Genomic DNA, 22,258 nt, shown 5'->3' with positions numbered 1-22,258 from the left:
TTAAGAAATTGCCCAGATATTTATGTAAACATAACATCTGAATAATAACAAGAGGATAACAAATAAGCTGTATCCCAGCCAATACAAAAGCACTACCTATAGGATCGTTCACTATATAGATATAGGCAATACCCAATATCGGAATTATTATCAAAGCAAGCGAAATTACAATCGCTAACTTAAAATTCTGCCTCTTTAATCGAGCAGGCAAAAAAGATTCATCAAAAATACTCTTTTCTTCAATCATATTTAGATTAGTGATTTCCTATATTCATCCCAATTATCGAATAACGCTTTCATGGACGGTAAAACAATATCAGCTCCGGCATCAGCCAAAATCTTATCTGGCATTGGCCCCGTATTAACAGCTATAGTGAAAATACCGGCAGCAACAGCCGCTTCAACACCTCTGGGAGCATTCTCTACGACTATAGCCTGATTCGACCTCAGATTCCCGGCCTTTGCCAATCCCGCAAGATAAGGGTATTTATCTGAAAGGGAAGCAACCTTTATCGGTAAGTGCAACTAATTTTAGACCGGAAGACCTTGACGCAGGAAAAACTAAGAAGCAGCAGCACTGGTCGGATATTCTTCCACGAAAAGAAGTCGTATTATGTGTCGATTTATTTCAAAGGGGAGTGGCTGGTTTAAATTCATGGGGTGCAAGACCTCTCGAACAGTACCGGTTCAAAGATAAAGAATACAAATATAGTTTCACGATTAATTGTAACATACCAATCGATACAATATACTTTTAGGATAAAATATTGAATTAAAATTCTCATTTCCCAAACATGAAAAACATGGAACGAAAAATAAGAGTTCGGAAAAACCGGCTATAATCCATGAACGAATAGGCTACGTAACCGGACTGAAATCGGACCCCCCTTTTGCTCTACCCATTGGAAGGGTTGTCTACAGTCAACAACTCGTACCTCGTATCTCGTCTACTCGTAACTTTTTAACTAAAAAGTAACAAACTCCACAGTTATTTTTTAGCTTTTAGCCGTTAGCCTCTTGCTTGCGCGGCTACTCTCTTTGTCATCCTGATCGCAGGGAAGGATCCCGATACCCGGGAGACAGGAGATGCTTCCTATCGTCAGCATGACAAACCGGAAAAAACATATGCGACAATACATTATAATCTGTACTTATTTTAACTAAAAATCAATACCCACAAGCAACTTTGCGCAAATTAAAGCAAACTAACTGATTTTCAGTATTTTTAATCAAAAGTAAACAGATTGATGAAGCCGGAAAAGACCGGAAAATACCCATTTTGGACAGGGTACAGTTACTAAACCGTTACCTGTATTTCCCCTGTTCCGGCTTGATAAACGATACCTGAACGTTGTATGTAAACCTTTGATTGGCATACGGTTGTTTATAGTGATCCTGGCTTTGTACAGGTAAAGGTAATAAAACACTAGTAAAAAGCAGTCAAAAGTTTTGTTAGCGCTGATTAGCCGTATTTTGCGTAGCGGCAGATAACTCAATGGTAAATAATTTTGAAACTTTAATTGAGTTATTGTATGAGAAGTACATTTAAAGTATTATTCTATTTGAAGAAGAACAACCTGAACAGGGACGGCGAAGCCCCCATCATGGCAAGGATTACCATCGACGGGATGATCGCGCAGTTCAGTTGCAAGGCCTCCGTCCACCCCTGCCTGTGGGAAACGAACTACAACCGTGCGGCGGGACGCAGCGATTATGCCAGGCAAATCAACAGCCTGCTGGATGAAATCAAAGCAGGGATAGACAGGCATTACAAAAAGGTATTGGAGCGGGACTCGTATGTTACCGCCGAAAAAGTAAAGAACTCCTTCCTTGGTATAGACCTGCGCGGTGAAACCCTATTGACGGCAATCCGTGGATCATCACCCGCAGGCAGAAGACCTCCGTTTCATCCAATGTCCTTTTGATGGATATTCCGCAAAAAATCATTAAAAAATACGAAGGCCTGACAGAAGGAGAAAAAACTGCTTCCGGTTCCCTGCTATACGACCCTCGAAACCGGGATAAAGGAAATCGCCCTTGCGGCAGGTATAACCAGGGAAGTGACCTGGCACCAAAGCCGGCACACCTATGCGACAGAAATCTGCCTGACCAACGGCGTACCCATCGAATCGCTTAGCAAGACGATGGGGCACAAGAGCATAAAGACCACGCAACGGTATGCCAAAATAACGAATGAAAAGGTAAGCAGGGATATGGGAAACCTGTCGGATATCTTACAAAATATCGAGCAGTTCAAATACCTTTGAATAGATTGCCTGAGCGTTTATTTTCATAGTGTTCTTCCTGAGGTATTGTTCGTCTTCGATCCCGGGCTTGAGGTTGCGGGAAATATTTCCTATGGTATCAGACAGTTGGTCAATTGTTTGAAGCAGAACCACAAGCCGCTTATCGTCTTTTGTAATTATCCTGTCATTTGTCTTGTCATTCATGGCTTATCCTTTTTTTACCTGTAAATACATATGGAGCGATACAAGCGTCATCATCCGTTATACTACATTAACAGAACAGTGGGATACTCGAAATGGAAATTCATGGGATCATTTCATGATGGGACAAATAGAAGAATGGTTGTGGAAATCATTAGCCGGCATATGTCCTGATGGAACAAATCCTAGCTTTCGCCACTTTTTTATAGAATCGCGGCCGATTGGTGATTTAAAATAAGTAAAAGCTTCCTACGAAAGTATCTACGGAACAATATGATCGGATTGGCACATAGCGAATAAAAAAATTACGATAAACATACAGTACTAACCAATACAACAGCCACCCTAAAACTGCCTTTTGGCAATAAAAAAACACATCTTCTCCGCTTTGGTAAACATGTTTTCTCTATCGATATCGAAAAGAGAAAACATGATACTTATTTTATCTGTGAGCTTGAGTTGGTTTCGGCTCCGTACGCCGAAGGTTAAAATGTGGATAGTCGGCGAAATCGTCATACAACTTTTGCAACGGCGTAGCCTCTTCACTTGTGGTGGAAGCTGTAATGGCCATAATTTTTATAGACGGATTGTTGGGTAATATCAACGTATGTGCACCTACCGGCAAATCAAGGCAATACTTATAAATGTAGCAATATTTGTACGAAGCATCACCTTGAGGAGTGTGATAATGCGAGGCAAACCATGCTATATTGTCGGTTTTGGCATAAGGTTCCTCAATAGAAAGCATTTTATAACGTGTGCTATCATCTACAATCACTTGCCCATAGTGCTGCCCTACAAAGCCATTCCACCCTTGTATAGCAAGTTCGGTTGCATGACCGTCTACGGAAAACCATCCGCGTGAATCAGTCTCAGCCATCGCCAATAAGAAGAGTTTACCATTTTGCCCAAATGCCGGCAAATTGATTACCTGGCCACGGCATTCGATTGCATTCTTAGCGCCATCCTTTGTATTGCCAAGCGTAAATACAATACCTTCGCTCGATATTTGTGACGGAAGTTGTTCGGCAGGCAGCGTATAACCTTCCCCATCAATTTGGCCATCACTACGAGAACCGTTGGCACTCACCACGTCCGCGTTGTATTCAATAGCCAATTGTTTTTGCTCAAGTGAAACAAGAGGCGCATCAATACGAGCGAAACGCACTGCAAATGAACGTATAGCAAAAGCTTCCATATCAGTCTCCAATTTGCCATCACGTACAACTGCTTTACCTATCTGTTCTTCTTGTCCGTTAACTTCGAAAGCTTCGGCTACTGGTGCAAAGAAACCAACGCTAATTCCTTTGGCTTCGTGACCGGTAAGTTCATTCAAGCGTACAATGTAATAATCACCCTCTTCGGCTTTTTTGAAAGCCATAACATCAACCTGATGTGAAGAAGGAGCAACCATCGAAACATTATTTCCCAACTGACCGGCGTGTTTTGCTACTTCAAAGGCTAATAACGGTTGATTGAGGAATTTAGCCTGCCATGCTGAACTGCTATCCCAGTTTCCGGAGTGACCATAGAGTCCATATTTGAAGTTGTGAATACCAAAATCTTGCGTAGCCTGATATGTGAAACGATCAACATTAGCCACAGGAGTGTACATCAACGTTAAACGCATCGTATTGTCATTGGGTTTATCGGATCCATAACGACAATCTTCAAGGATAGTTACCCCGTAATCGCCTGACCGGTTGGTCAAGTCGAACCATTGACGCGATGGAACCTCAAATTTTCGTTCATTATTGTTGCCACGTCTAACAGCTGCATTATCTAGAGAATATGTAGCTTCGGCATTTGATACCGTCAGTGGAAAAGAAGCTTTGAGGCTTACTCCGCGTGATTGCCAGTCAATGCAGTTCCAAATTTCCACGCGTTGACCTGCTTTGCCAGAAGCTAATGATACAATTTGCGCAATCTTTGAATTTTCTCCCCCTCTGTTGATCTCCAACGCTACCCTAACAGGGCCATTTTCGATAATTTTAATAAAAACGTTATTACTCATCGTCCCTATTGGTGGCTTTTGGCGGTCAGCCCAATCCATATTCCATGCCGGCCACTGAACAGGGCTTTCGCGCAAAAATTCAAGCGAAGCCGGATGGGCCAGAAGTTCTTTCCCTACTTTTTTGTCGTAAATAGAAGCTAAATCACCATTCGCTGCAACTTTTACGGAATAGTATTCGTTTTCTAAACCGGAGAGTGTTATTTTCAAGTCATCTAGGGCATCCATCAATGTGTTCGAAACAGGTTGTACATCAAAAACAGTCAGTGATGAGGCAGGTACCGATGCTATAAAAATAAAATCTATCAAACCTGTATTGCGTTTCGTGATTTGAGAAGGTACAATATTCCCTTGCGGATCTTTAACCTGGATGCCGCAAACATCACCGGAAACGGGGAGTGATACGTTCACAACATCCGTACGGGCAGTAGTTACGGGATTATAGACAACCACAGCACGCCCTTCGACACGTGTGTCCAAGTTGTGCGAAATGGAGCTAATAGCTCCTGTAAGTGTTGAAGCAAAATGATTGGCAACAATAAACTCATCGTTCCATGTATATTCATAGGCGCTAGGGATTGCTGTCCCCGGCAAAATATCATGCATCTGGCTACCGAGTAGCAAGTTCCACGCAGCATTGAATTTGGTGAAAGGATAAGGCATCGTACCTGTCCAGTCAGCCATTACTGCAACTTGCTCGGCAACTTTTGCCGCCACTTCGTTTTTTCGATTCATACGCTTAAGGAACGATTGCGAAGTGAGGCTTCCGGCGCTATGCTCAATTAGTAACAAGTCTCCGCGATAAATTGGCATTTTTCTACGAATGGTCGGAGTAATATCTCGGTACATTTGATCGGAAGAAGTGAGTAACACACGGATTTTACTATCCTTATTGTGCAAACTATTCATCAGGTTTTGTACATCTTCGTCACGAGGTGCACCACCTCGGTCACCTATGCCATAGTAACGGTAATCGAAATGAAGTCCATACTTACTTATATCGTTGTCGAGTCGTACTATCCATGCGGAGTCGAGATCGAGGCGGATGGGAATACGCCCGGCATAGTTGGTAGCATTAAGGGCAGCAATCACACTTTTCTTATCGGGGCCTTCCCATAAGCCTACATTAAACGGAATGGGAGTGGCAGATTTCCATGTGAGTTTTTGAGTTGAAAAGCCCAACACTCCGGCATGCGAAAGAACACTCGGTACTGTAGCCACAAAGCCGAAACAGTCAGGAAGCATGTAATCGATAACTGTCTTACCGAACTCATGCTTGTAAAATAAATTACCATAAAGAACCTGCCGCATTATTGACTCGGAGGAAGAAATATTGACTTCACCTTCATCCACGCAGGCGCTTCCCACATACCAGCGTCCGGCGGCGACATAATCTTTTAATTGAGAATAAAGATTGGGATAATACTCCTTCATCATTGCGTAACGCCGTGAACCGCTAAAATTAAAAACAAAATCGGGATATTTTTCAAACAAAGCAAAATTTCCAGTCATTGTCCGCTTGATATACTGATTGATAGTGGTAGGATAATCCCAGTTCCATTGTGTATCGAGGTGTGTGTAACCTATAGTATAGAGCACACGCCCCTTCGTTATGTTATAAGGTGCTCTTAACGAGGTAGGCTGGGCAATACCTATAAGCGGCAATCCTATAAGAAAAATCATCAGAATTTTTTTCATACTATTGATCTTTTCACCTGCTTATGCAGATTGAAATTATAAACTATTTTATTATTATTTTCCAATTATTTCTTGAATTTTGGGATATAAAAAATCGGCATATCGTATAAATCCTAAATCGGTAAAATGAATGCCATCGACCGTAGCTTCTTCATCCAATCCTGTCATTCCGACAGCATGTATCAACCAAATATGCTGCTCGTTCTTTGCTTTCAATTCATCGAAAACAATATTCAGGGCTTTATTCTTTTCCTGAATCGTTTTCTGAAGGTTCAAATTATATTTGGAATGAGGATATATTGGATTCTCAATAAAAACAATCGGCGTATTAGGATGTACATCACGCAATATTCGATAAAATTTCCCTGCTTTTTCAGTGATTTGCTTCACATCCACATTCGATATAAAATCTAAAATATAGAGTAATGTATCGCATTCAGCTATTAATTCGGCTATTTCGTAATCTAATAGCGCATTTCCACTGAATCCCAGATTAATGACTTCACGATTTAACCAACATTAATATTATCAAAAAAATCAAAGATGTATCAAAAGGCTATATATCTAATAAAATGTTACATATATATACTTTTGACACATTCTCTGCCTTGCATAATTATCCTATTCAGGATTATTTTTCAATGTCGGATATTGTCCGGCTGTAAACTGCCAGATAGAAGTACTCCAATTTGCTGTATATGGAGTAGTTGTTTGCATATCCGCAGTGGTTTTACCTTCAGCTTGACCAACAACATCAGTCGGAGGATACTTGTTCCCACCTATTCCTCCTGCATAACCTTTGCCGAATTCATAGAAACATTCTTTCACGCCTGTGAGATCGGTATAGTTAGTTAGAGAATTTGCAGCAGCTATTCCACCGTAATTTTTATTACCGGTACCAGTCGTAGTAGCTTCACCCACATTATAACAATACTCTACTGGCCTGGCTTTCGCGTTGGTCATATTTCCTGCTATTGCGCTGTTATTGACAGCAGTAGAAGTTCCATATCTAATACTTCCCTTGTTATAACAATTGTATATGGCTGCAGTATTATTCATTAATCCCGAAATACCTCCCGTATTGGTAAAGGAGATAATGTTTCCTAAATTGAAACATTCCCTAACGACAGTATTACCTACAAGGGTGCCTATAATGCCACCTGTACCTGCAGTAGAGTTAACGCTGATGGTGATATTTCCTCGATTACTGCACCATTTGATCTCTGCGTTAACAGGAGAGACAGCACATCCCACAATACCGCCGGTAACGCTTGCAGCTGCTGATGCAATATCCATATCGCCGTAATTATGACAACTTGTGATAGCGATATTTTCGGAACTCGTAGAGGTTAGGTTCGCTGCTATCCCGCCGTTTTTGCCAGTTGCACCAAGTATCTTGCCGTAGTTTTTACTTGCTTTGATCGTAATATTATTCCCTGTACATGTACCTGCCAAGCCACCAATATTACTAGCTCCGGGAGCTGTAATATTGGCGCGGTTGATACAATTATCAATCAAGGTATTGGCTGTAACAACTGCTGTTACACCGGCAACTGTTGCTGCACTACTTCCCGTAACATCGGCAGTAGCACCCGAACCTTCAACGGTCAGGTTTTTAATCACAGCTACCGAATCGATATTGATACCTCCAATATTTCCAAAAAGAGCTCCAATAGTACCCGAAGAAATAGATAAATTCGTAATTTTATGGTTGTCACCATCGTAAATACCTGCAAAAGGTGCGGATGCGTTATTACCTATCGGAACCCAATTACCGGCCAATGCGATATCAACCGTCTGCTTGAACATGATTCCTGCATAATTATTACCTGCGTTTACAGCTGTTCGCAAAATATTGAGATCGGCAAGATTGTCAATGGTAACCGGACGGTCAACAAAGTTGCCACCAAAACAGTTAAAATGTTTATCCCAGCGTTCCACAAAAATAACTGTACCCACATTGTCCGTGGTAAAAATGGCATTAACAAGAATAGCCGGATTCGCACCATACGTGATCGAATTGATCATGTAGTTGCCTGCATGTAGCGACTCACTGAACTTTATAGTAGCACCTGTAGCGTTGGACGTAACGTCGACCGCCAAGTCTTGTGCTGCTTTAGGCGCTCCCACAGAAGAAGGTGAAATATTCATCATAGCTGGTCCTGTTGTAAGAGCTGTGTAGTCGGCTATAAATATAGTAGGCATAGCGTCGGCGTTAATTTGGGTAATAGTGAGCGTTTTGTTAAGATCATCATCTGTTGGAAAGGCTGTTGATTTGATATGCAGAACTGCTGTTCGCTTGCCCGCGCCATCATTCACCTTTACATTAATGAGAATGTCACCATTGCTCAGATGTGCACCTGTAGGAGATGCAATAGTAACCCAATTCGCTTCATCACCAGAAGCTATATCGACTGAAGCTATCCATTCCACGTTAGAAGTTACCGTAGTAACTTTGTAAGAACTTTTTTCGCTTGCAGAGACTGAAGCCGTACCAGTAGGCGATATGACGATTGAAGGTATGATCCCTTCCTGTGTAATGGTAAGAGTTTTATTGAGCGCCGGATTTTCAGTCGAAACAACAGTAACAACTGCCAAGCGGGATTCCACATTGGTATTTTCAAGGATATTGAGTTTAATCTGGCCTACGCCCGTAACAGAAATTCCTGCGGGATCTGTTATACTAATCCAACCTGCAGAGCCTGATGTGATCTGTACCAAAGCCGTCCATTCCACATTTGAAGTGACATCAATGGTGTAGTTCTGATTAGCTGACGTAGGAACAGTTTCTGCATCCACAGGATAGATTTCGATAACAGGATCTGTACCTATTTGGGAAATAATACATTTCTGTGGAGGTATGGAAGTCGATGAACTACTGGAAGAAGCCGTAAAAGTAACCTCCATTGAACGGCTCGTTTTTCCTTCATTGGTTTTGAGGTCAAAGATCACTGAACCGTTACCCTTACCAGACGCCGACACAAGGGTTACCCAATCGTTTCCGCTTTCTGTAGATATTGCTGCCTTCCATGAAACATCATCGGAAGCCTCGACGGTAATACTATAGCCCTCTGCAGCAGTATTGATTTTATATACTTGTGTAGGCACAGAAAACGAAGTTTCGTATGAATCTTGCTCAGCATTGTCCTTATCACATGAATAGAATAGCGCCAAACTACTCAAGATAAATAATTTCAAAATCCTTTTCATATCATTAATATTTTTATATTTTATTTGAAAGTCGGCGTCTCCAAGTTCTTGACCTCAAAATTGCCTTGTATCATCCAATTATCTCCAGTCAACTTCGTACCATTCAACTTGACATTGTCGAAGACAAAATTTTTCATCACGTAATCGTTCGAAACGCCTTCGATGTAGTTTTTGGAGTTCTGCGCCTCATCCATCAACACTGTCCAATTCTTCATTGTCAAACCATCGACCATAGCAGGCGTAATTACATTTGTAATGGTTTGCTCGGGCGAAATACGCCAGATTAAGCGCACAAAAGTTTCTGTTACCAGATCCTCTATGGTCAAATTTTTTTGCCAGCAATTCGAATTAGCATTAGCATAGCGATTACCCACAAAACTAAGTACTCCACGGTTGGTAGCCGAGTTATTCCATTCGGCATGTAACAAATCAACTCTTTTGATCGTTACGCCGGTTGCTTGTGCTCCATCCCACCCCATCTGAATAGTGCCACCATTGTTCAATTGCCAAAGAACCATATCTTCCACAGTAATATTGTCACGATAGACTTTAATATTATCGTCATTAGCCCAACAGAATGATTTTTTAACAGTCGAATTGGCGAAAACAGCGATACCATCGCAATTGTAAACCCAACCGCCAATGACTTTTGTCCAAGAAACTGTATTATTTGAACCAATCAGCCTAATGGCGAAATATTTTGGGTCAGCAACGGTGATCCCATCAACAGTAATTCGATTGGCAGCTGTGCTACCATCCTGAGGCGTACCTATACAGTAAGCTTCACGGTATTTCAAATGTCCTGACGAAAGTACGCCACGTCCAAAGATTTTTACATCGGTATTGCTACGAGTTCCTGAAAGATGAATGGCCCCATAAACCCAAGCCCCTCCTTCGAGATAAATATTTTTGATATTTGCAGGTACTGCATATACGCCAATATCATGAACTCCAGCCTTGAAATAAAGACCCGTTTTGGTGGCTGATATACCAGTCATACTTGCTGTAGTTGCGTGATCCAAAACTGCATAGCTGTCATCATGCGCCAAATCGGGTACATTGGCCTCCATCGGATTAGCAAAAACCATCAAGCCGTTTTTGTAACCATTGGCACCGATTTCAACCGAACACTGTCCGGGCTGAGTTATGATGAAGGTTATTATATTATTTTTTACCGAAGGAGTTATACCGTAACGCGTAGGCAATATCCTAACGTTGGAAGCATCGACCGGCACTTTATTTTGATCCAGCACCTTTACCTCAACGGTAACTTCTTTGTTAAAAGAAAAGTTTATCCAACTAATACTCCGTCCTGAAAACATATCCAATGGGCCACGATCTGTAGTAGTCATATCCATATAACCGGCCGCATAAACAGGGCAAGTATTCTGAAAAACAGGAACCTTGGTACGGTGGCTATCCTGAATGAGTGTAACCTCATAGATTGAGGATTGTGGTACACCGGGGAATCCGGCAGGATCATTATAAATGGCTAACTTCAAATCCGGATCTTGATTTTCCAAAGGAGGATTTACCAATTCAGGATAATCCGGGTTTCCTTTGCATCCAATTACCAAAGCCATTAATAAGGTATATATGATCACCTTTTCCATTTAATACATTTATTTAGTAAAATGTTAATAATTAGTTATTTTACAATTGTTGGACGCTTATCTTCATAAGCAATGCCTCTATCGCGGAATACCAATGTATCGCATACTTCGCAAGTAAACGTATTAGCTCCTGCTGTACGTTTGTAAAAATAGTCAAGGTATATGGCATCTCTTGGTGTAGGTTTTTCAGGAGTCCCTCCCCAAGTATCGTCGTTTTCCTTGTATAATCCAGTACCGTATGTAAGCTCTATCGGAGAATCGGCACCGGAACTGACAGCTATCTCTCCGTTATCATTGATCTCAAATCTCAGGTTAAACGTCTCTGTATCGATACTCATAGAAGAGATAACGGCTTTGAGCGAAACCGTGGAAAGCGAAACCAATTCGTCTTGTTCCACATACTGGCCATGGTAATATTTCGTATCCACTATTTGTCCACTTTGGTTACGCACAGTCAATTTACCTCTACGAAGCCACTTGCCATGGTACGGATTGACATATTTTACACCAAAGAGTGTATAATCCATCGGTAGCGTTTCCCATTGGGCAGGATCATGAACATCCGAAGGAGTCGGCACGCCTTCCGTCAACTTGCCGTGCAAAATATTGTCTGAATTAGACGAATCGGTTATCCGAAGCGGAATGACATATTGGCCTGTTACAGCCAACGGATCTTCGAAAAAAGCATCTGTAAGCTGCACTTTAATCAACCCATTGAGCGAACCTTTTGGTATCGTTACACTCCCTGTAGGATTAAGCGTATAATAATTGGCTGGAAGTACCTTCAGTATAGCGCCATCACGCATCAGATAGCCATCGGGCACTAACGAAGGGTCAACTTCATAATTGATCACCCAATTACGATCGTTGTTCTCATAAAAACCACCTACACATACTCCTATATGGAATCTGTGTTCCTTATCAATAGAATTGTCCACCAAGTCATTGCCTAGCGAAATGGTACGCACTGGATATTGGATTGGAAAATAGATCGTTTGCTTCTCAAAATCATCAAAGCTAATAGGAGCGTTTTCACAAGAGAAAAACGTTACCGATAGCGCTATTAAAATAATGGAATTGAACTTTTTCATATTTTTCATATTTTTCATATTTTTATTTTCTTTTTGGATGTTACCACCCCTTATTCTGTTCAAGCCCCTTGCGTACCTCATCTGCAGGTATAGGACCATAAATCATATAGTCGGAAAAAGGACGATGTTCTACCACAAAAGAGGTAACACCATCTGTACCTTTGACTTCGGCTTTCATTGTTGTCAAATCTCTCCAACGACGTATATCCCAAAAACGTGAATTTTCAAAACATAGCTCTAAACGGCGCTCATTACGCACGAGCATCTCAAAATCAGATTTGCTTGTCAGAGAAGCCAAATAAGGGTCGCTGTCGGTAATACCGGCTGTAGAGCGAAGCCTTGAAATAATATCCCTTGCCGAATAATCATGGCTGCCTTTACCATCTGGACCCCATGCACGATTAGCAGCTTCAGCATAAATCAAATATGCTTCGGTGTAGCGCATCAGATTAACTGCATGTTGCTGGTTGACTTCCGAACCTGAAACCAGCGAAACATTTGGATTCATATGCTTGAGTAAATAATAGCCGGAACGAGTCGAGCGTTCGGATGCCTTTCCTATACCATCTATCGGGCCGTCAATCGTGTATATCGCAACGCCTTTGAAAGTAGTCCCATTACGAATAATCCACTTCGTAAGGCGTGGGTCGCGGTTCGTATAAGGACTAACCTCGTTATATCCAGAAGTAGAAATGCTGATGGGATAGCCGTTTGCGCCCGGAAAGGCATCAATCAGGTTTTGTGATGGATTGGTCGCTCCATTCCCATTTTGCGAAGGAGGAAAATTGCTTACTTCCCAACCGCGAATATTCGCAATATCTCTACGCCAAAGATGATCTGAACTATTCGTATTCAGATAAAAATCCAATCGCGTAGCCGCTAATGCGGAAACACCTCCGAAAGCATCTATTACATTTGCAGCGGCATCCGCTGCTGCAGCCCATTTGTCAGGGTCATCCGTTGGATTGAAAGCAGGACTAGCAGCCTGCAACAACACACGGGCTTTAATCATTTTAGCTATTCTACCACACATCCGGTTTTTAAAATTAGGTCCATAGACAGCATCCATATCTGCTTTTCCCAGATCATTAACAGGAGCTTCCACATAAAGATCGGGCAATGAATCAACAGCAAACTGAATGTCGGAAAGTATCTGGCTTATACATTCATCGAATGAGGCGCGAGGTAGGATAGTACGATCAGATGAGAGTACCATAGGTACACCCAGTAACGTACCGGATGAAGCGCCTATGCCGGCATGGCTTTTCAGTAACTGACTATAGTAATATGCCCTCAGACCATGGGCTTCACCTTTGAGCCTGCGGCGGAAATTTACTTGCTTCAATGAGTCAGTAGGCGACCACATTGTCTGGTTTACAATCTCATCTAAAAAGAAATTCAAATAGCCAATAGCCGTATAATAGCTCCATTGAGAAAAAGGATTGAAAGATGCCGACCATTCACCTGTAGCCGCCTTACGGAAATTGCCTGAGCCTCCGGTTGTTTGATTACTTACGGCATCGTCGCTGGCTACATCGTTCAAAGCCAAGCCATCCGGAAGGCTACTGTATGCGTTTAGCAAAATGCCTTCTGCATATTTTGCTCTTTGGAGTACATCTTCTTCAACATATGTATTATCTATATCGGGGTCAAGGAAATTATCGCATCCCAACATAAATACCCCCGAAAGGATCAATGCTATTTTTATTATACTCTTTTTCATTTATTCATAATTTTGTAAATTATTGAATTATAATTATTTGCTTTGTATATTTTACAATAAACTCTTAGAATTGTGCTTTAACACCTATGTAATACCATCTCATTTGCGGTTCTGAACCTACATTGAGCCGTAACACATCTGCATTTGGGCCAACTTTCAAGAGGTCATTGGCACGAAGAAAAACCATAAGTTTTTTCGCAGCCAAAGCACTGGCAATATGTTTGCCGAAAGAATAAGTGAGTTGGACTGCTTGCATTGAAAAATAGCTTTTGTCGTTCACCCAGAAAGTCGAATTCCGGTAGTTATTTCCTGTTTCGCTCACAGTCAAACGTGGATAAGCAGCATTGACATCTGGATTTTCGCTTGTCCAACGATCCAGAATGTGAGCAGGGTATTTCTTCTCTCCATTAATCCAATAATAATCGTTTACGTTGTTACTGCCATCAATGGTTTTGCGCCCGAGTTGAGCATCAAAACAGGCCCAAAGATTGAAGTTACGCCACGAGGCATTCAATGTAAATGAATAAGCAGAAGTAGCATGCGATGAACCGATCACCGTCATATCACTTTCATTCACTTTCCCGTCATTATTCAAGTCGAGGTATTTGATGTCGCCTGCACGCACAATACCATATCCCGGGCGTACAACATCAGCATTGGGGTCGTTGATTTTGTCAATATCAGCTTGTGTATAAAGCCCATCGGCCTGCAATCCCCATACCGACCAGTATGATTTGCCTGCACTCTGGCGATAATCCATGCCGGTACCGTAATTCTCCTCATCGATACGAAGTATCTTTGGAGAGCAATATATCGCATTCAATCCCAAGTCAAATGTAAGTTGACCGATTTTCTGTCGGAGATTAATCCCTATCTCAAATCCTTGTTCTCGCCGGCGTCCATAATTCTCCGAAGAAGTGAAATTACCGCCACCCAGATAAGCTGGATAAGAACTGGTAAGGTGTTGCACAATACCGTAACGCAAATTATTGAAATAATTAGCTTCGATAAAGAATTTACGTTTGATCAACGAAGTTTCGAAACCAACATTAAATTCATTGCATTGAGTAAACGAAAGGTCGGGATTGCCACTGCTGATATTCATCAGATTGTTAGAATTGGCACCATCTCCATAACCGTATGCTATACCAAGGGAATAGGTATTTTCAAAAAGATGATAGTTCGCATAGCCATCGCCGCGGTCGCTCTTGGTATTACCCCAACTTGCCTTTAATTTAAGGTAGTCTAAGCCACGTATACCTTTTAAGAAATCCTCTTCGGTCGCAATCCATGCAGCCCCTAAAGCCTGAGCATACCCCCAGCGGTTACCGGCTTTTAAATAAGAGGAACCAATGTAAGCTGAACTGTATTCGGCAACATAGCGCTTGTTATACATATAATTGGCTCGTAAGCCAAAATTCATATTACGGTCAGAGTATGCTGCATTACTCTCCTTATAAATATAATAAATGGAGTTAATATCAACATTCAAATCGTGATTCTCGGCAAAAGTATGGCCATAAGCGAGGGTATTTGTCCAACCATAGCGCCGGCTGAAGCTAACACCGGTCATATTTTGTTTACCTACGAAGTTATTATGGCCTTCCTTGGTGATTTTGATACTCCCATCGCTTTGTACTTCAGGTATATAAACAGCATATTCATTCTGCTGCGAAGAGGTATATTTATTATAATGGTCGGTACCGAAATAAGTGCGGTAACTTAATCCATTGATAATACTTTTTAGATCTACGTTAATGCCTATATTGACATTCATCAACCTATCCATTGTATTTTCGTAGCCACCCAAATTGAGATCGCCATAAATATTCTGATGATTGTTTTGCGTAAAGCCCAAAAACCCACCTACAAGGTAAGCACCATTGATTATCGAACGCTGGTTACGGGCTTCTTCCACAATTGCGGCATCTTCTGGACGGATACGGTCAATAGGAATCAACAACGGATAAGCGTTAATGCGTTCCGAAGTTGTCAGATTCCAGAAATTCTTCGTTTTCCAGTGAGGTCCGTGATTTGCGTTGAAAATGGCCATACCGTCAAGAGTAACCTTGATAAAGTCTGTTACCTGAATATCCACAGCGCCATGCACATTGAAGCGATTGGTTGATTGTTTGCTTCCCTCTCCTTGCTTAAGCAACGACTGAGTATTTATATAACCCAGGTTGAGATAATATTTTGCTATTGAATTACCACCGATAAACTCACCCTGAAACCGCTGTTGGGGTTTATATGAATTGAGGAATTCGTTTTTACGGTAGTAATCTACATCAGGATATGCAATAGGGTCAACACCTTTACGCATATTCTCTATATCCTCGTATGAGTACTTGAGAACTTGGCCATCATTTACAAGTGCTTCGTTGTAAAGTATCATATAGTCAGCAGCCTTAAGGTAGTTCGGATAACTGATAGGCGCTCCAAATCCGGTTTCAACGGTGAAGTTCATTTTGCGTTTATAGGCTTCGCCTCGGCGCGTCTTGATCATAATGATCCCTTTGTCTGCCAACGAACCGTAGAGCATTTTAGATGTGGCATCTTTGAGTATGGATACCTCTTCTATTTCGTCAGCATTGAGCATATCACTCAAGTTCACAATCGAACCTTGCGAATTGCGTACTAAACCGTCGATAAGGATGACGCTGCCACCACCGCGCACGTCTGTAGCAGAAAAGTTGCCCAAACTGTTGGCATTGACCAACGTCCAAAAATTTCGGTCGTTGTAGATATCTTTGTAATCATCCATACGAATATTGGATACTGCTCCTACAATGCGGCGTTTGGATTGTATTCCAAAAGCGACATTTACTTGATCACTTTTGCTATCCATGTAATTTTCGGACTGGAGTACAACAATTCCCTGCATAGCCATAAGGTCAGGAACCATTATTGACCGAGAAATATAGCCTGGAGCTTCAACAAAAATAGAATCGTAGGTTTGGCTCAATATATTGAACGAACCGGAACGGTCGCTCTGTACAACATAACGCCCTTCCATGGCAGTTATGGTAGCACCCACTATGGGTACATTCGATGCATTGGCCACTTTAGCCGATATTTTATCAACCTTTTTATCTTTCTGCTGAGCGGCCGACTGCATAACGGGCAATACCAGCATAATAAGTATAATTGTGGTTACAATATGTTTCTTCATGATTATTCTTTTTTGCATATTACCATCCTGGATTTTGTTTGAAAGCCTCGTATTGATTGACTAGCGATCTTTTGAACGGGAACCAGTAATGTTTTCCCTCTTCAAATTGTCCTTCAAAAAGCAATACCGTATTACAAACCGTATGCTCTTTATTGAACTGGTGTTCGTAACGGCGCTTGTACTCTGGCAAATGAGATAAATACCAGCGGCGAAGGTCAACAAACCGCTGTCCTTCATAAGCTAACTCCACGCTACGTTCATTACGTATGCGATCCCTGAAGATTTCTTTACTAATATAGTACTGAGATTTCACATCAGGCAATGATTCATCGCCATAAATCTGCTCGGCAACCTTCAAGTCTTCACTAACCGGAAGTTTTACTCTACGCCGTAAAGTATTAATGGCATCAAGCGCAGTCATTCCATCGGCGCTAAAATCCGTTGGTGATACTGTAGGACCATAAGTCTCGTTAACAGCTTCAGCGAAGTTAAGATACATCTCGGCAAGGCGAATATAGGGACAATTGAAACGGAAGTTTTGGTACTCCGTACCACCGGTACCATTTTCTTTGTTATTAGCCTTGAAAGGAATATATTTGCGAATCAGGTAACCAGTTTTGGACTGGGTATTTCTGTCAAGACCAGTCTCAGTACTGCCGCCTACATTGGTATAGAGTTGTATGTAACATTGAGCCTCTGGAAAATTAGTAGCCGGACTACTCACCCACTTTACGCCATCTACCAAAATAGTTTTCCAAAGCCTCGGATCGCGCTTTGCCCAAGGGATAAGCGGATTGTAATCTCCTGCCGGAGCATCAGCGATGGTGTAACCGGTAGCAGTTTCGTAGAGATTAACGAAGTTTGCTGTGGGTGAAGTCACTACAGAATTACCACCAAAACGCCCACTGTTATGAAGACGCCCAACACCGAAGTTATTGAATTGATAATTACCAGTAGTACTCGCAGGTTTAATCTTGGCAAATATAGTCTCATCTGTATAGACTGTTAATGTTGTAGCACGCGGGCGACAATCGGCGAACTGGTAAGAATAGTCGCTCCATGGAACAAGTTTGTAAATACCTTTATTTGCTAATTTAATTACTTCGTAAGCCGTTTGTGCAGCCTGTTTGCAAAGTTCGATGTCATATGTGGCATTTCCGGTTTCTAATTTGGTCGTTAACGGGCTTGCAGCATAGAGCAATGCTCTCGATTTGAGCGCAAGCGCAGCGCCTTTTGTTACACGTCCCCTATTAACAGCAGGATCTTCCCATGCTTCGGGAAGCAACTCGGCCGCTTTCGTCAGATCGTCCACTATTTTCATCAATGTTTCCTTATAGCTAAGGCGTGGAAGTTTCATATCCGAATCGGGGTTTAATATGTCTGAAATATAAGGTAATCCACCCCAATATTTGGCAATTTCGAAGTGGTTCCATGCACGAAAGAAGAACATTTGCCCTTTAAGTTTATCGTGTTCTTCCTGCGAGGCATTCGTCAACATATCCAAATTCGCCAGCCCATAGTTACAAGTGCGAATATTGGTCCATCCTTGATCCCACAATCCGAAATGAGCAGATTTATCTGTTGTTACAAATGGATTCTGATCTAGATTAGAATGTATCCACATATAGTTTCCGTGCGGAATGACATATCCTGATGGATAAGACTGGTTACAGTCTACATCGTCTGCAAAATCGAAAGACGAGGTATAAGCTTGCACATGGTAGACGATCAGTCCGTCGCCATAGAGCACGTCGAGATAACCTTGAAAGTTACGATAAGAACCGAATACTTGTGCATCGCTGATATCCGAGCTTGGGGTCTTTTCGAGATAATCCTCGCAACTGGCTACAGAGAACAGAGATGCAATGATGAACAGAAATTTTATTATTTTCATGATCGTTTCTATTTAACTGTGATTAGAACTCAATTTTAACACCCATATTGAACCTTTTCGACATAGGATACTTTTGTACATTATCGTTGTCGCGTGTTCCGCCTGTCTCTCTGTCTTCATTCAGATGTGAGTAGAGCCAAAGGTTATTTCCATTTAAGAATATGCGCATGCTTTCAATACCAAATTTCTTAAGGAAAGAATTGGAGAAACGGTAGGCAATCTCTGCATTTTTAAGCCGCCACATGGTTCCGTCTACCATGTGATAGGTACCGGAATTTCCCACATCTCCACCTAATTTATAAACAGGTGCATGATACCTTCCGTCCGGGTTGAGTTGTGGCAACCAAAAGTCATTTACAATATTGCGATCTACTACCGAATAGTAAGCAGGCCCAGAAAATTCATAGGCGCTTTGAGCTAAAGTGATGCCTGTAACGCCATAGAACTGTAGCATAAAACTGAAACCTTTCCATTCAGCGCCTATGATAAAGTTTATTGTATGGTTCGGATGGTTGGAGTAGCCATAAGGAACCCTGTCATTTTCATCAATGACCCCATCGCCGTTATAGTCCACAAGTTGTAACATACCGGGAATATAATTACCCGGTTCATTTATCCCTTTAACACCGGTATACATCTCATCCCAACTGGATATAGGACCCTTATCAATATAAGCGTATTGCTGTCCAATAGGAAAGCCTGCCAGCTTCTGATATGCTGGAGTAAATTCTGGATCCTCTATATATTCAATTTTGTCTTGAGAGTTGGAATACATAGCCGTCAAATTGTATTTGAAGTCCGGGCCTATAGTTGCATTCCAACGAGCCTCCAATTCCCATCCTTTTTCTGATGTACGCCCTAAATTGGTAGGAACGGGATTGGCGCCGAACCAATCGGGAATATTGCGTTGAGCGGCGGTCATAAAGATATCATAACGGCGTCCCCAATAATAATCGAGCGTTGCAGTAAGACGATTATTCAAAAAAGCGGTTTCAACAGCCATATCGTTTTTGATAGCCGTTTCCCAGCGGGCATCCGGATTACCTATTGTCGTTATCTTGTAACCGGGGTAGAACGAATTGCTCTGAATAGGTGTTCCCAACGATGCGCTATTAGCAACGCTGCTCCATTGTGTAACGTAGAGCCAACGAGGAATATTATTATCGCTTCCGACTTTCCCCCAAGAATAACGCAGTTTAAAAAGATTGACATATTCGCTAAGGTTCAGTTTTGTAAAAAAAGGTTCTTCACTTACCACCCAGCCCAAAGCAGCAGCCGGAAAGAAACCGAACTTTTTGCCTTTGATAAACTTTTCTGAACCATTGTAGCCGACATTTCCTTCAAACAGATACCGCCCAAGATAGTCGTATGTAGCACGGCCTGCCCATTCTTCACGGTATGTAGAAAATGCCTGTCCCATAGCATTGTCGGTACGCTTGAATACCCCCATTGCTCCAATTTTGTGACTACCGAACTCGCGGGAATAATTCAGGCTGAACTGGTACATCAAGTCTTTGTAGAGCTGTACAGTACTGCCGGAGGATTTGATTTCTTCGATAGATATCCATGGTGGAACAGGGACATAATCAAAGCCTGTTTTGTCTCCGGTGGAAGGAGTATTTATAGTAACTTCTCTTGTACGCCAGTCGATATACTTAGTGACTGGCCTGCTATCACCGATTTTGGGGCCATCACTGATATAATAATTACGGAAATTTGCTAATCCATTAAACGAAAGGCCTTTCGTTATAAAATTAAGTTTTTGGTTCAAGGTAAATTTAGCATTCATGTCTGTACGTGTTTCCGTTGAATATCCACTAAAATTGTAGTATTCCACCGGATTGTACGGGTTGTAGCCAGCAATATTGTTGGCAAACACGCCATCCGAATAGCGCACAGGAAACAGGTCGGGCCCTTTACCATAAATCCCGGGCCAAAGATAAGCTGCTGTACAGTTAGTAGTATGCTCAATACCCTGCGCCCCATCGAAGTCAACCCCAAAAGTAGTCGTGGCTGTAGGTTGAAAGTCCAGATTAAGGCGGAAATTGTAACGTGAATAGTCATTTTTTGGAATATATTTCTGTCCAAAATCCTGGCCTTTGAGTATGTCACCATCGTATGTATAGGTTAATGAAGCATAATATTTAACAAAGCTTGTGCCTCCTCGCATGTCTATGTTGTAACGTTGCGACCAAGTATACTGACGAAGCATCTCGCTCTGCCAATCAACATCCGGATAAATCTCTGGATCAGTGTGGTCGCGATATTTGCGAAGTGCTTCTATGGGAGTTATATCTGACCAGTTGCTAGCCGAACTAATCCCAAGCTGGTTTTCAATTGCCTGATTACGAAGCCATAGCGCATCGTATGAGTTGAGATATCGAGGAACCTTTGAGAGTCCCTTGGCGGTTATATTAGCCGATACAGAGAGAACAGGCTTACTTTCCTTACCACGTTTCGTAGTAACAAGTATAACGCCATTACCGCCTCTTACGCCGAATACTGCTGTAGCAGAAGCATCCTTGAGAACAGATATATTCTCCACTTCGTTGATATCGATATCATTCATATTGCGTTCCACACCGTCAACTAAAATCAACGGTTCCGAACCATTCCATGTCGATTTGCTTCGGATAATAATCTCCGCAGCATCAGAACCTGGCTTCCCTGAATAGTCCAAGGTTGCAAGGCCTGGAACCAAGCCAGTAAGCGCATTGGAAATGCTCGTAACGCCCCCCGTACGCATCAAATCATCCGATTTTATTTGCGAGATAGCGCCTACTACGGTCTGCTTTTTTTGTGTACCATAACCAACTACCACAAGCTCATCCAGTTTTATGGTGTTTTCGGATAAAATGATATTCAGTATTTTTTGATCACCAACGATGACTTCCTTAGGATTATATCCTATCATTGAAAATTGCAATACAGATTCCTTGCCAGGTACCGTAATGGCAAATTTTCCGTCAATATCAGCCATTGTACCCTGTTGAGTTCCCTTAATGACAACGCTTACACCAGGCAATGGACCATCTGAATCGCGAACAGTCCCGCTAACGACAAATTCATGTTGAAGAATTTCATTATGGTTCGAACCGCCGGATTGGGCAAATAAGTCAAATGATATAGGTTGCAAAAGTGTCAAAACGGAAATGCTCGTGATTATTCGTAAAGCATACACAGCTTTTTTCCAAGCATGGACTTTACATAAGGAATTAATCAGATCGTTTTTTAATTTCAGATCGTTTTTCATGATAAGTAAATTAATCCATTAGTTAAAAAATAAATATCTTCACCGGTTAACATAAACACAAATTAGTAGTTCTACCTGAAAGGTTATATTGGACATCAATGAGGATTAACGTTGTCTCCATCTAATTATTACACAATTCTTCCTTA

General features: G+C 41.8%; 12 protein-coding genes and 3 pseudogenes. 3 read left to right on the top strand and 12 right to left on the bottom strand.

From position 1 onward, the window contains the following. Both ACYPZI_RS13065 and ACYPZI_RS13060 read right to left on the bottom strand, forming a co-directional pair. On the bottom strand, positions 1 to 247 hold a 247-nt coding region (locus ACYPZI_RS13065; protein WP_459602307.1), incomplete at its 3' end, for a hypothetical protein. A gap of 2 nt (positions 248 to 249) precedes the next feature. After that, a pseudogene (locus ACYPZI_RS13060) lies at positions 250 to 483 on the bottom strand (beta-phosphoglucomutase); the annotation flags it as partial. Between ACYPZI_RS13060 and ACYPZI_RS13055 the strand changes: the two are divergent. Next, entirely contained in the window at positions 462 to 758 is a 297-nt protein-coding gene (locus ACYPZI_RS13055; RefSeq protein WP_459602305.1) for a beta-galactosidase small subunit-related protein, read from the top strand. The pseudogene ACYPZI_RS13060 and the gene ACYPZI_RS13055 overlap by 22 nt on opposite strands. Positions 759 to 1,532: 774 nt before the next feature. Next, a pseudogene (locus tag ACYPZI_RS13050) lies at positions 1,533 to 2,267 on the top strand (site-specific integrase). On the opposite strand, the gene ACYPZI_RS13045 reads toward ACYPZI_RS13050, so the two are convergent. Beyond that, positions 2,235 to 2,450, bottom strand: coding sequence for a hypothetical protein (locus tag ACYPZI_RS13045; RefSeq protein ID WP_459602303.1), 216 nt, complete (start codon positions 2,448 to 2,450; stop codon positions 2,235 to 2,237). The pseudogene ACYPZI_RS13050 and the gene ACYPZI_RS13045 overlap by 33 nt on opposite strands. On the opposite strand from ACYPZI_RS13045, the gene ACYPZI_RS13040 reads away from it, so the two are divergent. Further along, positions 2,449 to 2,685 carry a hypothetical protein gene (locus tag ACYPZI_RS13040; RefSeq protein ID WP_459602302.1) on the top strand — a complete coding sequence of 79 codons (237 nt, stop codon included), beginning with the start codon at positions 2,449 to 2,451 and terminating at the stop codon, positions 2,683 to 2,685. The two genes, ACYPZI_RS13045 and ACYPZI_RS13040, sit on opposite strands and share 2 nt — an antisense overlap. Positions 2,686 to 2,889: 204 nt before the next feature. Here ACYPZI_RS13040 and ACYPZI_RS13035 read toward each other — a convergent pair whose 3' ends face one another. The 9 genes and pseudogenes from ACYPZI_RS13035 to ACYPZI_RS12995 all read right to left on the bottom strand — a co-directional run bounded on the left by ACYPZI_RS13035 (position 2,890) and on the right by ACYPZI_RS12995 (position 22,112). Next, on the bottom strand, positions 2,890 to 6,156 hold the full coding sequence (locus tag ACYPZI_RS13035) for an alpha-mannosidase (RefSeq protein ID WP_459602300.1): 3,267 nt from the start codon (positions 6,154 to 6,156) through the stop codon (positions 2,890 to 2,892). A 54-nt stretch (positions 6,157 to 6,210) separates the two neighbouring features. Beyond that, positions 6,211 to 6,657, bottom strand: a pseudogene (locus tag ACYPZI_RS13030) (SGNH/GDSL hydrolase family protein); the annotation flags it as partial. Between the two features lie 120 nt (positions 6,658 to 6,777). Then, on the bottom strand, positions 6,778 to 9,366 hold the full coding sequence (locus ACYPZI_RS13025; RefSeq protein WP_459602298.1) for a BACON domain-containing protein: 2,589 nt from the start codon (positions 9,364 to 9,366) through the stop codon (positions 6,778 to 6,780). Positions 9,367 to 9,386: 20 nt separating this feature from the next. Next, the gene (locus ACYPZI_RS13020) at positions 9,387 to 10,979 is read right to left on the bottom strand and encodes a hypothetical protein (protein ID WP_459602296.1); all 1,593 of its coding nucleotides are present in this window, start codon (positions 10,977 to 10,979) and stop codon (positions 9,387 to 9,389) included. A 35-nt stretch (positions 10,980 to 11,014) separates the two neighbouring features. Continuing rightward, complete coding sequence (locus ACYPZI_RS13015) at positions 11,015 to 12,079, bottom strand: DUF5627 domain-containing protein (protein WP_459602294.1); 1,065 nt, start codon at positions 12,077 to 12,079, stop codon at positions 11,015 to 11,017. Positions 12,080 to 12,110: 31 nt separating this feature from the next. Then, positions 12,111 to 13,793 carry a RagB/SusD family nutrient uptake outer membrane protein gene (locus ACYPZI_RS13010; RefSeq protein ID WP_459602292.1) on the bottom strand — a complete coding sequence of 561 codons (1,683 nt, stop codon included), beginning with the start codon at positions 13,791 to 13,793 and terminating at the stop codon, positions 12,111 to 12,113. Positions 13,794 to 13,857: 64 nt separating this feature from the next. Continuing rightward, positions 13,858 to 16,965, bottom strand: coding sequence for a SusC/RagA family TonB-linked outer membrane protein (locus tag ACYPZI_RS13005; protein WP_459602291.1), 3,108 nt, complete (start codon positions 16,963 to 16,965; stop codon positions 13,858 to 13,860). Positions 16,966 to 16,984: 19 nt separating this feature from the next. Further along, the gene (locus ACYPZI_RS13000; protein WP_459602289.1) at positions 16,985 to 18,859 is read right to left on the bottom strand and encodes a RagB/SusD family nutrient uptake outer membrane protein; all 1,875 of its coding nucleotides are present in this window, start codon (positions 18,857 to 18,859) and stop codon (positions 16,985 to 16,987) included. A 22-nt stretch (positions 18,860 to 18,881) separates the two neighbouring features. Continuing rightward, complete coding sequence (locus tag ACYPZI_RS12995; protein ID WP_459602287.1) at positions 18,882 to 22,112, bottom strand: SusC/RagA family TonB-linked outer membrane protein; 3,231 nt, start codon at positions 22,110 to 22,112, stop codon at positions 18,882 to 18,884. Between the last annotated feature and the right edge of the window lie 146 nt (positions 22,113 to 22,258).

Source organism: Dysgonomonas reticulitermitis, assembly GCF_054601275.1.
This window is presented reverse-complemented; position numbering and strand designations above follow the sequence as displayed.

Coding starts and splice junctions, on each gene's coding strand:
- ACYPZI_RS13040 (WP_459602302.1), top strand. CDS start 2,449: ATGGCTTATCCTTTTTTTACCTGTAAATACATATGGAGCGATACAAGC.
- ACYPZI_RS13025 (WP_459602298.1), bottom strand. CDS start 9,366: ATGAAAAGGATTTTGAAATTATTTATCTTGAGTAGTTTGGCGCTATTC.
- ACYPZI_RS12995 (WP_459602287.1), bottom strand. CDS start 22,112: ATGAAAAACGATCTGAAATTAAAAAACGATCTGATTAATTCCTTATGT.
- ACYPZI_RS13000 (WP_459602289.1), bottom strand. CDS start 18,859: ATGAAAATAATAAAATTTCTGTTCATCATTGCATCTCTGTTCTCTGTA.
- ACYPZI_RS13005 (WP_459602291.1), bottom strand. CDS start 16,965: ATGAAGAAACATATTGTAACCACAATTATACTTATTATGCTGGTATTG.
- ACYPZI_RS13020 (WP_459602296.1), bottom strand. CDS start 10,979: ATGGAAAAGGTGATCATATATACCTTATTAATGGCTTTGGTAATTGGA.
- ACYPZI_RS13010 (WP_459602292.1), bottom strand. CDS start 13,793: ATGAAAAAGAGTATAATAAAAATAGCATTGATCCTTTCGGGGGTATTT.
- ACYPZI_RS13015 (WP_459602294.1), bottom strand. CDS start 12,079: ATGAAAAATATGAAAAAGTTCAATTCCATTATTTTAATAGCGCTATCG.
- ACYPZI_RS13045 (WP_459602303.1), bottom strand. CDS start 2,450: ATGAATGACAAGACAAATGACAGGATAATTACAAAAGACGATAAGCGG.
- ACYPZI_RS13035 (WP_459602300.1), bottom strand. CDS start 6,156: ATGAAAAAAATTCTGATGATTTTTCTTATAGGATTGCCGCTTATAGGT.